The 12,027-nt window shown below is 71.0% G+C and carries 14 protein-coding genes; 8 read left to right on the top strand and 6 right to left on the bottom strand.

Going from position 1 to position 12,027, the window contains the following annotated elements:
• Positions 1-108 precede the first annotated feature (108 nt).
• From AB0J40_RS32920 to AB0J40_RS32900, 5 genes are all read left to right on the top strand, one after another.
• The gene (locus AB0J40_RS32920) at positions 109-630 is read left to right on the top strand and encodes a hypothetical protein (RefSeq protein ID WP_364460836.1); all 522 of its coding nucleotides are present in this window, start codon (positions 109-111) and stop codon (positions 628-630) included.
• 451 nt (positions 631-1,081) lie between these two features.
• Entirely contained in the window at positions 1,082-1,855 is a 774-nt protein-coding gene (locus AB0J40_RS32915) for a cytochrome c biogenesis CcdA family protein (RefSeq protein ID WP_364460833.1), read from the top strand.
• Positions 1,852-3,447 (top strand): cytochrome c biogenesis protein ResB, encoded by a 1,596-nt coding sequence (locus AB0J40_RS32910; RefSeq protein ID WP_364460830.1) that lies wholly within the window; start codon positions 1,852-1,854, stop codon positions 3,445-3,447. The genes AB0J40_RS32915 and AB0J40_RS32910 overlap by 4 nt, the downstream gene beginning before the upstream one ends.
• Positions 3,448-3,450: 3 nt before the next feature.
• Positions 3,451-4,419, top strand: a complete 969-nt coding sequence (gene ccsB, locus AB0J40_RS32905) for a c-type cytochrome biogenesis protein CcsB (protein WP_364460827.1) — start codon at positions 3,451-3,453, stop codon at positions 4,417-4,419.
• Positions 4,420-4,495: 76 nt separating this feature from the next.
• A complete protein-coding gene (locus tag AB0J40_RS32900) occupies positions 4,496-5,887 on the top strand; it encodes an AAA family ATPase (RefSeq protein WP_364460824.1) in 1,392 nt (463 codons plus the stop codon).
• On the opposite strand, the gene AB0J40_RS32895 is transcribed toward AB0J40_RS32900, so the two are convergent.
• Complete coding sequence (locus tag AB0J40_RS32895; protein WP_086677865.1) at positions 5,884-6,066, bottom strand: hypothetical protein; 183 nt, start codon at positions 6,064-6,066, stop codon at positions 5,884-5,886. The two genes, AB0J40_RS32900 and AB0J40_RS32895, sit on opposite strands and share 4 nt — an antisense overlap.
• Before the next feature lie 446 nt (positions 6,067-6,512).
• Positions 6,513-6,725: a BldC family transcriptional regulator gene (locus tag AB0J40_RS32890; RefSeq protein WP_033291096.1), complete on the bottom strand. Its 213-nt coding sequence runs from the start codon at positions 6,723-6,725 to the stop codon at positions 6,513-6,515.
• Between the two features lie 281 nt (positions 6,726-7,006).
• On the opposite strand from AB0J40_RS32890, the gene AB0J40_RS32885 reads away from it, so the two are divergent.
• The 3 genes from AB0J40_RS32885 to AB0J40_RS32875 are packed head-to-tail and all read left to right on the top strand — an operon-like array spanning position 7,007 to position 8,849.
• Positions 7,007-7,480 carry an Lrp/AsnC family transcriptional regulator gene (locus AB0J40_RS32885; protein WP_360263461.1) on the top strand — a complete coding sequence of 158 codons (474 nt, stop codon included), beginning with the start codon at positions 7,007-7,009 and terminating at the stop codon, positions 7,478-7,480.
• A gap of 11 nt (positions 7,481-7,491) precedes the next feature.
• Positions 7,492-7,767 carry a DUF4229 domain-containing protein gene (locus AB0J40_RS32880; RefSeq protein WP_364460820.1) on the top strand — a complete coding sequence of 92 codons (276 nt, stop codon included), beginning with the start codon at positions 7,492-7,494 and terminating at the stop codon, positions 7,765-7,767.
• Entirely contained in the window at positions 7,764-8,849 is a 1,086-nt protein-coding gene (locus AB0J40_RS32875) for a PLP-dependent cysteine synthase family protein (protein ID WP_364460817.1), read from the top strand. Before AB0J40_RS32880 ends, AB0J40_RS32875 begins: the two co-directional genes overlap by 4 nt.
• On the opposite strand, the gene AB0J40_RS32870 is transcribed toward AB0J40_RS32875, so the two are convergent.
• The 4 genes from AB0J40_RS32870 to AB0J40_RS32855 are packed head-to-tail and all read right to left on the bottom strand — an operon-like array spanning position 8,846 to position 12,006.
• Positions 8,846-9,715, bottom strand: coding sequence for a 1,4-dihydroxy-2-naphthoate polyprenyltransferase (locus AB0J40_RS32870; RefSeq protein WP_364460814.1), 870 nt, complete (start codon positions 9,713-9,715; stop codon positions 8,846-8,848). The genes AB0J40_RS32875 and AB0J40_RS32870 overlap by 4 nt on opposite strands.
• A gap of 37 nt (positions 9,716-9,752) precedes the next feature.
• Positions 9,753-9,896 carry a hypothetical protein gene (locus AB0J40_RS32865; RefSeq protein ID WP_364460811.1) on the bottom strand — a complete coding sequence of 48 codons (144 nt, stop codon included), beginning with the start codon at positions 9,894-9,896 and terminating at the stop codon, positions 9,753-9,755.
• Between the two features lie 51 nt (positions 9,897-9,947).
• Positions 9,948-11,081 carry an o-succinylbenzoate--CoA ligase gene (menE, locus tag AB0J40_RS32860; RefSeq protein ID WP_364461180.1) on the bottom strand — a complete coding sequence of 378 codons (1,134 nt, stop codon included), beginning with the start codon at positions 11,079-11,081 and terminating at the stop codon, positions 9,948-9,950.
• Between the two features lies 1 nt (position 11,082).
• Positions 11,083-12,006 (bottom strand): 1,4-dihydroxy-2-naphthoyl-CoA synthase, encoded by a 924-nt coding sequence (locus AB0J40_RS32855; protein WP_364460808.1) that lies wholly within the window; start codon positions 12,004-12,006, stop codon positions 11,083-11,085.
• Positions 12,007-12,027 lie beyond the last annotated feature (21 nt).

Raw genomic sequence — 12,027 nt, 5'->3', positions numbered from 1 at the left:
CTGGTTGTAGGGCGGGCACGGTGCTCGTTGCTCATGTGATTGTCTAGGTCCCATGATCGTGTGAGAGAGCCGTGCCCGCTGCGCAGTCGTGCCTGATCCCTGTCGTGCTTGATCGTCTGGCCCCGGTCATCGACGCTGCTGCCCCTGATCCACGAGATCGGCGGGGTGTGCGGCACTCGATCGGATCGATTCCGGCGCTCGCTGCGCCGCACCATCCAGCTCGCGCAACTGGGCGATTTTCTCGGCTATCCGGCCATCGGCTTTTCCCACGCCGGGCACGCGTTCCTCATCGAGCGCTACCGCACCCACCACGCCAGTCAGAAACGTTCCGCTTACGCCGTGCTCGGCCTGGCCAGCCTCACCGGCCCCTGGGCCCACCCTGCACAGATCGGGCAGTACGTCCGCGGCCACTGGCGCATCGAGAACAACTTCACCGGGTCCGTGACGTCACTTACAACGAAGACCAATCCCGGGGCCTGCACCGGCACCGCACCCCGTGTCATGGCCAGCCTGCGCAACCTCGCCACCAGCGCACACCGCCACACCGGCGCCACCAACACCGCCCAAGCACTCCGCCACACCGCCCGCAACCCCATTCGAGCCCTCGCCCTGCGCGGAATACCCACCTGACCAGCACACATACCTTGCCGGAACCCCACCCTTCCCTGGGGGGCGTGCCCTTGTCCAGTCTATCGGCGGAGGGCGACAAACCCCGCCGACAGCCGCCGCCGAGCCGGAGCTGTCCACATTCGCGGCGAGCTGTGGACAACTCCGGCGCGGCAAGCGGGAGCCGGCCGGTCTCACCGGCAGCCGACTGCCCGACCGGCACCCATCCAGACCCCGCCGCACCCCGATCCGAAGCCAGAACACGGACGGCAGCGCCGGGTCAAGGCACGCTTTCCCGCCTTGACGCGGTGCTGCCGTCCGTAGTCACAATCGGGCGTCGGGGTGGGCGCCACCCCGCAGGCGCCGGCCGAAGTCGCCCGAACCACCGGGACCAAGGTCCCGACCAGCTGTGACCGAGGTCCTGTGAACCGGCCCCGGCGTTCTCACCAGGACCTCACTGCCTACCCTCGACGGGGTGAACTCCGTGACCGAGCTGGCGATCTCCGGACCGCTGCTGCTCGCCGCGGGTGTCGCGCTGCTGGCCGGGGCCATCTCCTTCGCCTCGCCCTGCGTCGTGCCGCTCGTGCCGGGGTACCTCGCGTACCTCGCCGCGCTCGTCGGAGCCGATGCTCCCGCCGTCAGCGCCGATGAGGAACGCAAGAAGGGCCGGTGGGCCGTTCTCGGGGCCGCCCTGCTGTTCGTGCTCGGGTTCACCGTCGTCTTCGTCGCCACCCTCGGCACCCTCGTCTGGCTGGCCGACACGCTCACCCTCAACCAGGACCTCCTCCAGCGCATCGGCGGCGTCCTCACCATCGCCATGGCGCTGGTCTTCCTCGGCTGGATCCCCGGCCTGCAGCGCGAGGTCCGCTCGCACCGCGTCCCCGGCGGCGGCATCTGGGGCGCCCCGGTGCTCGGCGCCATCTTCGGCCTCGGCTGGACGCCCTGCATCGGCCCGACGCTCTCGGCCGTCACCACGCTGGCCAGCGCCACCGGCGGCGCCGAGGCACGCGGGTACCTGCTGATCGCCGTCTACTGCCTCGGCCTCGGGCTGCCGTTCCTGCTCATCGCGCTCGGCGCCCGCTGGGCCGTGCGCGCCACCGACTGGGTGCGCCGGCACGGCCGGCAGGTGCAGATCTTCGGCGGCGTGCTGCTGATGATCGTCGGCATCCTGCTGGTCACCGGCGTCTGGGGAGACCTGATGGGCTGGCTCCGCAACGAACTCGCCGGCAACCTGGAGCTGCCGCTGTGACCACCACGGAAGCGCCCCCGAAGGCCCCGCAAGGCCCGACGCCCGCGAAGCGGACCTTCGCCTTCCTCCGCAACACCTGGCGCGGCCTGACGTCGATGCGCACCGCGCTCGTCCTGCTGTTCCTGCTCGCACTGGCCGCCCTGCCCGGCGCGCTCCTGCCGCAGCGGAAGCTCAACGCCCCCAAGGTCGACGAGTACATCGCCGCCCACGGCTGGTGGGGCACCCTGCTCGACAAGCTCGAGTTCTACGACGTCTACTCCAGCATCTGGTTCTCGGCCATCTACCTGCTGCTGATGGTCTCGCTGGTCGGCTGCCTGACCCCGCGCAGCTTCGACTACGTCAAGGCGATGCGCGCGAAGCCCGTGCTGACCCCGCGCAACCTGGCCCGGATGCCGCACTACCGGCTCGGCCGCGGCAAGGCCGACGTCGGAGCCGAGATCGCGGCCGTCCACAAGCAACTGTCGGGCTGGCGCCGCGTCGAGCGCGAAGAGGCCGACGGCGTCCGCACGATCTCCGCCGAACGCGGGTTCCTGCGCGAGACCGGCAACCTGCTCTTCCACTTCAGCATGCTGGGCCTGATCGTGTTCTTCGCGCTCGGCAAGCTCTACGGCTACGAGGGCCAGGTCATCGTCCAGGCCGACGGCAGCTCGTTCTGCAACTCCGGCATCTACAACTACGACTCCTTCAACGCGGGCCTGCGCGTCGACGGCACCGACCTCGACCCGTTCTGTGTGAAGGTGAACGACTTCACCGTGCGGTACACCCTGGCCGGCGAGCCGGAGTACTACCACGCGAACATCCAGTACCAGTCCGGCCAGGACCTCGACACGGGCACCTGGCGCCCGTACGGCCTCGAGGTCAACTCGCCGCTGCGGACCGCGGGCGACCGCGTCTACCTGCTGGGCCAGGGCTACTCGCCGCAGTTCACGGTGACCTTCCCGGACGGGTCCAAGCGCACCCAGAACACCCAGTGGCGGACGGTCGACCCGACCACGATGCTCGCCGAGGGCGCGACGAAGTTCGACCAGCCGGGCATCACCGACGAGGTCCAGCGGCGGACCCGCCAGCTGGCCATCACCGGCCTGTTCGCCCCGACGTCGTTCCTGCACGGCAACGTCCTGACGTCGTCGGCGCCGGAGCTCAAGGACCCGGCCGTCGCCGTCGACATCATGCGCGGCGACCTCGGCCTGGACGCCGGGCGCGGCCAGTCGGTGTTCGAGATCGACCAGTCCCTGGTGGACGACGGCAGGCTGAAGAAGATCGCCCGCGAGAACCTCAAGGTCGGCCAGGAGATCAAGCTCGACGACGGCACGAAGATCCGCTTCGACGGCGTCAACCACTGGGTCTCCCTGCAGGTCTCCCACGACCCGACGCAGGGGTTCGTGCTCGGCTTCGCCATCGCGATGTTCCTCGGCCTCGGCGCGTCCCTGCTGGTCAAGCGCCGCCGGCTGTGGGTGCGGGTGAAGCCGGGGACCGAGGACGACCCGGGTACCGTGATCGAGGTCGCCGGACTCGCCCGCACCGACCAGGCGGGGTACGGCGAAGAGTTCCACAAGATCAGTGAACGCCTGATCAGTGGTCAGAAGGGCTGAGGCATGCCGATCAACGAGACGCTGTCGACCTACAGCGACTGGCTGTACACCACCGCCGCGGCGATCTACGTCGTCGCGCTGATGATGACGCTGATCGAGCAGGGTTTCGGCGCCAAGGGCAGGCTCGCCACCGAGCGGGCGAAGCTCCGGGCGCGCGAGCTCGTCGGCGCCGGCGGGCCGCCGATCGAGGAGGTTCAGGTCGCGCAGCGCACGGCCGGGCGGCCCGAGCGGATCGGCAAGATGGGCGCCTCGCTGCTCGTGCTCGGCGCGCTGCTGCAGCTCTCGGCGATCGTGCTGCGCGGGCTCGCCGTGCACCGCGCGCCGTGGGGCAACATGTACGAGTACGGCATGGCGGTCACCTTCATCACGGTGGTCACCTGGATCGTCGTGATGTGGAAGTTCCCGGTCCGGCACCTCACCGGCTTCCTGCTGCTGCCCGTCGTGATCCTGATGTTCATCAACGGGACGCTGCTCTACACGACCGCGGCGCCGGTGCAGCCCGCGCTGCAGTCGTACTGGCTCGTCATCCACGTCTCGGCGGCGATCATCGGCTCCGGCGTGTTCCTCGTGCCGGGTGTCGCGAGCGTGCTCTACCTGTTCCGCTCCGCGTACGAGAAGGACGGGACGAAGTTCGCCCGGTTCGCCTCGAAGCTGCCCGCGGCCGACGTCCTCGACCGGATCGCCTACCGGACGACGATCTTCGCCTTCCCGGTCTTCACCTTCGGCGTGCTGTGCGGCGCGGTCTGGGCCGAGTCGGCGTGGGGCCGGTTCTGGGGCTGGGACCCCAAGGAGACCGTCGCGTTCATCGCGTGGGTCATCTACGCGGCCTACCTGCACTCGCGGGCGACCGCGGGCTGGCGCGGGGCGCGCGCCGCGGCGATCAACATCGTCGGGTTCGCCGCGATGATCTTCAACCTGTTCTTCGTGAACCTCGTCACCGCGGGCTTGCACTCGTACGCCGGGGTGGGCTGAGCAGACCGCGGGTCCGCCGACTACCGTCCTCATCAGGGGGCGTGATGTCGGGCGGAGTGCGCGGAGGTTTACACCGGTGACCGGACCCAGTGAAGAATCGGCTCCTGGCCACCCCGAACAGGCCGAAAAGCAGCCTGAGGCGAGCTTGTTCGCCGACGACCGGACGGACTCGCAGCCGCATCCGGAGCCGCCGGCCGCGCTCGACGCGCAGCCGACGCAGGCCGTCGCGCCGCCGCCCAACCCGGCGGTGTCCGGGCCGCACCAGGTCAACCCGGCCGTGTCCGGGCCCCACCAGGTGAACCCCGCGGTCTCGGGGCCGCACCAGGTCAACCCGGCCGTGTCCGGGCCCCACCAGGTCAACCCCGGCGTCTCGGGGCCGCACCAGGTGCCGCCGGCCCAGTACGGCTACGACCAGAACCTGCCGCCGCTGCAGCCGCAGTACGCGCCGGGCCAGTACCCGCAGCAACCGCAGCAGCAGGCGACCGGGCTCCCGCAGCCCCAGGGCGGCCGGCACGCGGCGGCGCCGCAGGGCCACGGCCACGACCTCGCGACCGCGCACCTGGTCAAGCAGGTCAAGCGGCCCCCGCAGTCCGGCTGGCGCAAGGCCGTCTACGTCGGCTCCGGCAAGCTGATCAACCCCGGCGAGAGCCCGGCGGACATCCAGCGCCGCGACCTCATCGCGCGCGTCAACCAGCCCCTGCGCGGCTGCTACAAGATCGCGATGCTGTCGCTGAAGGGCGGCGTCGGCAAGACGACGGTGACGACGACGCTCGGGGCGACGTTCGCCTCCCTGCGCGGCGACCGCGTGGTGGCGGTGGACGCGAACCCGGACCGCGGCACGCTGTCGCAGAAGCTCCCGCTGGAGACGACGGCGACGGTCCGCCACCTCCTGCGCGACGCGGCCCGCATCACGCGCTACAGCGACGTCCGGTCGTACACGTCCCAGGGCGCCAGCCGGCTGGAAATCCTCGCGAGCGAGCAGGACCCGGCCGTTTCCGAGGCCTTCTCCGAGGAGGACTACCGGCGCACGGTCAACCTGCTCGAGCACTTCTACAACATCGTGCTCACCGACTGCGGCACCGGCCTGATGCACTCGGCGATGAAGGGCGTGCTGGACGTCGCGGACGCGCTGGTCGTGGTGTCGTCCGGCTCGGTCGACGGCGCCCGCAGCGCCTCGGCGACGCTCGACTGGCTCGAGGCCCACGGCTACGGCGAGCTGGTCAAGCGCTCGGTGGCGGTGATCAACTCGGTCCGCCCGAAGGGTGGCTCGGTCGACCTGGACAAGCTGTCGGCCCACTTCGGGGCGAAGGTCCGCGCGGTCTGCAAGATCCCGTTCGACCCGCACCTGGAAGAGGGCGCGGAGATCGAGCTGGACCGGCTGACCGGCGACACGCGGCTGGCGCTGCTGGACCTGGCGGCGACGGTGGCCGACGGCTTCGCGACCCCGCTTTCGCAGGGTTACCGCTAGCCCTCCTCGTCCCGGCGCTTGCGCTGCTGTTCGGCCAGCTGGCGCAGGAAGTCGGGATCGTCGTCCGGAGCGATCGGAGCGCGGCGCGGCGGCGAAGTGACCATCCGCTGACCGGCGAACGACCGCCACAGGAGCAGGGCGACGACCAGCGCGCCGACCGCCGCGAGCAGAGCGAGCATGCCGGATCCTTCCGTGTGGGTCCCCCGAGGTTAACCCGTCGGGCCGGGTTTCGGCCCGAACCGCGGCGAGCGGGGTGACGACCGGAACACGAACGGCCCCGCGGGGGACGGGATGGTTTCCCTTTACCTGGATACGGCTCCGGCGCGCGGATGGTTCGCGGAAAGCCCGCGGGCCGCTCTGGCCCGGAGGCGGCTGGGCGAATGTCGGGCGGGTTCTTTCCGCCGCAGGGCGCGGGGCCGGAGGCCGGCGGGAGTTCTTTACCCAGGGCCCGCCTGCCGGGCGGCGCCGCCTCCCTCCACTGGCGCGCTCCCGGGCTTCGCCCGGAGGCGGTTGGGCGCGAGTTCCTTATCCAGGCGGCCCGGCCGGGTGGTCCCAAGAAACGACGAAGGGCCGCGCCGGGCGGGGGAAGTCCCCGTGCCCGGCGCGGCCCCGCGCCGGAATTCCTTCAGACCTTGCGGGCCGGTTCGCTGGCGTCCGTGGTCAGCTCCGCGAGGAGCTCGTTCACCTCGGACTCCCGGAACCGCCGGTGCCCGCCCGGGGTCCGGATCGAGCCGATGCGGCCCGCCGTCGCCCAGCGGGTGACCGTCTTGGGGTCCACCCGGAACAGTGCTGCCACCTCGCCAGGGGTGAGCAGGCGTCCGCCCATCGTCGCGGTCATTTTCCGCCTCCTTAACGACCTCACTGCTATACCGGAGGCGATCCGGGCCCTTCTGGCCCGTCGCGCCGGGGTAGCCAACACGGCAATCGTTGCACTTCACCCGTCGGGTACTCGAACGGTTGTCCAAGAGTAAAGAGCCCTTAAAGGTCAAAACGGACAGCTTGCTTACGTTCTGCAACTACTGCTGTGGTGACATGACGTGCGGAGATGTCCTTCGCCTGGGTCATCGGCCGCGAGGCGTGGTCTCAATGGGGGATTGTCCAACCGCATAGAGTGATCCCGTGGATCAGTTGGACCGGAAGATCATCGCGGCGTTGCGCATCAACGGACGGGCCACTTACGCCGACCTCGGGCGGGCCGTCGGGCTCTCCGCGTCGTCGGTGCACGAGCGGGTGGGCAAGCTGGAAGCCGCCGGCGTGATCACCGGCTACCACGCGGTCGTCGACCCGAACTCGGTCGGCCTCGGCGTCACCGCCCTCGTCAGCATCCACCCGACCGACACCGCGACGGAGGACGACGTCGCCGACGCGCTCGCCGAGCTCGACGAGGTCGAGAGCTGCTACGCGGTGGCGGGCGACGAGGCCTTCGTCGTCAAGGTGCGCGTGCCGACCGTCGACGAGCTGGAGCGGACCCTCGGCCGGCTCCGGCGCATCCCCGGCGTCGGGCGGACGAACACGACCGTCGTGCTCTCGACGCGCTTCGAGGGCCGCCCGAACAACGCGGGCCTGCAGAAGGACCGGTCGGGCGGGGCGTAGCCTGCGTCAGTGTGGAGACCAACCTGCCCCGTGACCTGACGCTGTACCTCCTGGCGCGGTTCGTGCTGGTCGGGGTGATCGCCTGGGTGCTGACCCTGGTCGGCGTGCCCCTGCTGGTCGCGCTGGTCGTCGGCCTGGTCGTCGGGCTGCCGCTGGGCCTCCTGCTGTTCCGCCCGCTGAACACCCGCGTCACGGCCGGCCTGGCGAAGCGCAACGAGAAGCGCGCCCGGGCCCGTGCCGAGCTCCGCGCGCAGCTGCGTGGGGACGCGCCGGGGCAAGCGGAATGAGCCGCCCGCACGCCCGCAGCTGGGTCCGCGAGGCCGTCCGGATCATCGAGGCCGACGCGAACCGCAGCGCCGACACCCACCTGCACGTCTTCCCGCTGCCCCCGGAGTGGGGCATCGACCTGTACCTCAAGGACGAGTCCGTCCACCCGACCGGCTCGCTGAAGCACCGGCTGGCCCGCTCGCTGTTCCTCTACGGGCTCGTCAACGGCCAGATCGGCCCGGACACCGTGCTCGTCGAGGCGTCCAGCGGGTCGACGGCGGTGTCCGAGGCCTACTTCGCGCGCATGCTCGGCCTGCGCTTCATCACGGTCGTGCCGCGGAAGACGTCGAAGGAGAAGATCGCGCTCATCGAGTTCTACGGCGGTGAGTGCCACTACGTCGACGAAGCCCCGGCGATGTACCCCGAAGCCGAGCGGCTCGCGGCCGAGAGCGGCGGGCACTACCTCGACCAGTTCACCTACGCCGAGCGCGCGACGGACTGGCGCGGCAACAACAACATCGCCGAGTCGGTGTTCGCGCAGATGCGCTCGGAGCGCCACCCGATCCCGACGTGGATCGTGGTCGGCGCGGGCACGGGCGGCACGAGCGCGACGTTCGGCCGGTACGTCCGCTACAAGCGCCACACGACGAAGATCTGCGTCGCCGATCCGGAGAACTCGTCGTTCTACGGGGCCTGGGAAACCGGCGCGCTCGACTACGCGACCGGGATGCCGTCGCGCATCGAAGGCATCGGGCGCCCGCGCTGCGAGCCGTCGTTCGTCCCGGGCGTCATCGACGAGATGTTCCAGATCCCCGACGCCGGCTCCTTGGCGGCGATCAGGCTGCTGCGCGAGCGCACCGGGCACTGGGCGGGCGGCTCGACCGGCACGAACCTCTACGGCGCGTTCCGGCTGATTTCGCGGATGGTCGAGGACGGCCAGGCGGGCAGCGTCGTGACGCTGCTGTGCGACGGCGGCGAGCGGTACGCGCACACCTACTACAACGACGAGTGGATCGAGGCCCAGGGCCTGGACCTGGCGCCGCACACGGCGTTGTTCGAGGAGTTCCTGACGACCGGGAAGTTCTTCGTCCCGGAGGACTAGAAGCTCAGCGCCACGGCGGCGAGCACGGCCCAGGCGAGCATCGCCAGGCCGGTGTCCCGCAACGCCGGGATCAGCGCCCGGCCCTGCTGGCCGCCGCCGACCGCCCGGACCGACTTCAGCAGCATCGGCGCGGTCACGAGCGTGATCAAGACCAGTGGCTGGAAGATGCCGAGCACGATGCTCAGCACGTACGGCACGGCCACCAGCACCAGGTACAGCCGACGCGTCCCGCCGTCGCCGAGACGGGTCGCCAGGGTGCGCTTGCCGGACTCGATGTCGGTCGGGATGTCGCGGAGGTTGTTGGCCGTCAGCACCGCCGTCGAGAAGCTGCCGACGGCGACCGCGCACGCCAGCCCGGCCCAGCTGACCCGGCCCGCCTGGACGTACACCGTGCCCAGCACGCCGGCCAGCCCGAAGAACACGAACACCGCGATTTCGCCGAAACCGTAGTAGCCGTACGGCTTCTTGCCGCCGGTGTAGAACCACGCGCCGAGGATGCACAGCGCGCCCATGACCAGCAGCCACCAGTGCCCGCTGCTGACGACCAGCACGAGCCCGAGCACCCCGGCCAGGCCGAGCGCGACCAGCGCGGCGGTCAGCACGGCCTTCGGCGCGGCGACGCCCGAACCGACCAGCCGCAGGGGGCCGACGCGGTTTTCGTCGGTGCCGCGGATGCCGTCGGAGTAGTCGTTGGCGTAGTTGACGCCGACGATCAGCGAGAGGGAGACGAGCAGCGCCAAGACCGAGCGCCACCACGAGAACGCGTCCAGGGCGATCGCCGCGCCGACCCCCGCCACCACCGGCGCCACCGCGTTCGGCAGCGTCCGCGGCCGGGCCCCCTCGATCCACTCGTTCACTGTCGCCATGGCGCCATTCAACGCCATGTCGATCAGCGACCGGCGATCAGTCCGAGGTCGGCAGCTGCCAGGTGAGCTGGCCGCTGTTCGGGTCGGCTCCGGGGCCGTCGGCCAAGGCCGCACCGGCGGGCAGGAGGACCCCCAGGGCGACGGCGGTGCCGATCAAGGCGGTGCGAATCCAGCGCGTCATGGTGCGTAGCCAAGCGGGTGCACGCCGTGCATGTCAACGAAGTGGCGACATTCAGTCGCCCAAACCCGACCCAAGTCGGGTCCGCACCGCCGCCCGGTCGATCTTGCCCGGCCCGCGAAGGGGCAGCTCAGCGGCGTATTCGACGCGTTTCGGCGTCGCCGCCGCGCCCAGTTCGGCCCGGACCGCGGCACGCAGTTCGTCCGCTTCGGGCGGTTCACCGTCCGGGACGACCAGCGCCACGACGGCCTCACCCCACTCCGGGTCCGGCAGGCCCACGACGCACGCGTCGCGCACGCCCGGCCGGGCGCCCAGCACCCGCTCGATCGCGTTCGCGGACACCTTCACGCCGCCGGTGTTGATCATGTCGTCGGCGCGGCCGAGGACCTCGATGCGGCCGTCGTCGTGCCGAACCCCACGGTCGGACGTCGTGAACCAGCCGCCGGAGAAGGACTCCGCCGTCAGGTCGGGCCGCCGCCGGTAACCGTGGGCGAGGACGTCGCCGGCGATGCGGATCCGGTCGCCGCCGACGTCGACGCGGACGCCGTCGAGGGGGACGCCGTCGTAGACGCAGCCGCTCGCCGTCTCGCTCATCCCGTACGCGGGCACGATCGCCACGCCCGCGTCGGCCGCCCGCTCCCGCAGGGCCGCCGACGTCGCCGCCGCGCCGACCACGATCGCGTCGAACGTCTTCGCCGCGGCCAGCCCCGCGCCGCCGTCGTCGAGCAGCCGGACCAGCTGCGTCGGCACCAGCGCCGTGTACCGCGGGCCGCCTTCCAAGGTCGCCGCGGCGGCCGCGAAGTCGTCCGGCCGGAAGCCGGTGCCGGTCAGGAACGCCGGAGGCATCTCGGCCAGCAGCGACCGGACCAGCACCTGCAGGCCGCCGATGTAGTGCGCCGGCGTCGCGAGGAGCCAGTGGCCGGGACCGCCGAGGCGGGTGTGCGTGGCCTCGGCGGACGCGATCAGCGCGCGGGCCGAGAGCAGCACGCCCTTGGGTGCGCCGGTCGAGCCCGAAGTGGCGATGACCACGGCCGTGTCCGGCTCGGCGGGCTCGTCCGGGGCCATCGCGTCCCGCAGCGCGGGGTCGGTGAACGGCAGCACCGCCGGGCCGCCGCCCAGCGCGTCCGCGAGAGCGTTCTTCAGCCCGGTCAGCGCGGAAGGCGAACCGTCGAGGTGGACCGGGAGCAGCTCAGTAGTAATAGGGGACGTCCTTGAAGTCGGGGTCGCGCTTCTGCAGGAACGCGTCGCGGCCTTCGACGGCTTCGTCCTGCATGTACGCCAGGCGGGTGGTCTCGCCGGCGAACAGCTGCTGGCCGACCAGGCCGTCGTCGGTGAGGTTGAACGCGTACTTGAGCATCCGCTGCGCCGTCGGCGACTTGCGGGTGATCTCCCACGCCCAGGTCAGCGCCTCTTTTTCGAGGTCGGCGTGCGGGACGACCGCGTTGACCGCGCCCATCCGGTGCATCTGCTCGGCGGAGTACTCGCGGCCGAGGAAGAAGATCTCGCGGGCGAACTTCTGCCCGGCCATCTTCGCCAGGTACGCCGAGCCGTAGCCGCCGTCGAACGAGCCGACGTCGGCGTCGGTCTGCTTGAACTTCGCGTGCTCGGCCGAGGCGAGGGTGAGATCGCACACGACGTGCAGGGAGTGCCCGCCGCCCGCGGCCCAGCCCGGCACGACCGCGATCACCGGTTTCGGCAGGAACCGGATGAGCCGCTGGACCTCGAGGATGTGCAGGCGACCGGCCCGCGCGGGGTCCACCGTGTCGGAGGTCTCGCCGCTCGCGTACTGATAGCCGGAGCGTCCGCGAATACGCTGGTCACCACCGGAGCAGAACGCCCACCCGCCGTCCTTGGGCGAGGGGCCGTTGCCGGTGAGCAGGACACAGCCGACGTCGGCGCTCATCCGGGCGTGGTCCAGCGCCCGGTAGAGCTCGTCGACGGTGTGCGGCCGGAAGGCGTTGCGAACCTCCGGGCGGTCGAACGCGATGCGCACCACGCGTTTGCCGCCGCGGCTCTCAGCGGAGCGGTGGTAGGTGATGTCGGTGAAGGCGAAACCTTCGACCTCGGTCCACGCGGCGGGGTCGAACAGCTCGGAAACTCGGGCGTCATCCACGTTTGGGAGAATAGGACCCGT

Source organism: Amycolatopsis sp. NPDC049691 (genome assembly GCF_040675005.1).
Lineage (GTDB): Bacteria > Actinomycetota > Actinomycetes > Mycobacteriales > Pseudonocardiaceae > Amycolatopsis.
The sequence above is the reverse complement of the archived record's forward strand: the minus strand, read 5'-3'. Positions and strand labels throughout refer to the sequence as shown.

Excerpts from the sequence above, each read along its gene's own strand:
- AB0J40_RS32870 (WP_364460814.1), bottom strand. The coding sequence starts at position 9,715 with ATGGCGACAGTGAACGAGTGGATCGAGGGGGCCCGGCCGCGGACGCTG.
- AB0J40_RS32895 (WP_086677865.1), bottom strand. The coding sequence starts at position 6,066 with ATGCTCGCTCTGCTCGCGGCGGTCGGCGCGCTGGTCGTCGCCCTGCTC.
- AB0J40_RS32890 (WP_033291096.1), bottom strand. The coding sequence starts at position 6,725 with ATGACCGCGACGATGGGCGGACGCCTGCTCACCCCTGGCGAGGTGGCA.
- AB0J40_RS32875 (WP_364460817.1), top strand. The coding sequence starts at position 7,764 with ATGAGCCGCCCGCACGCCCGCAGCTGGGTCCGCGAGGCCGTCCGGATC.
- ccsB (WP_364460827.1), top strand. The coding sequence starts at position 3,451 with ATGCCGATCAACGAGACGCTGTCGACCTACAGCGACTGGCTGTACACC.
- AB0J40_RS32865 (WP_364460811.1), bottom strand. The coding sequence starts at position 9,896 with ATGACGCGCTGGATTCGCACCGCCTTGATCGGCACCGCCGTCGCCCTG.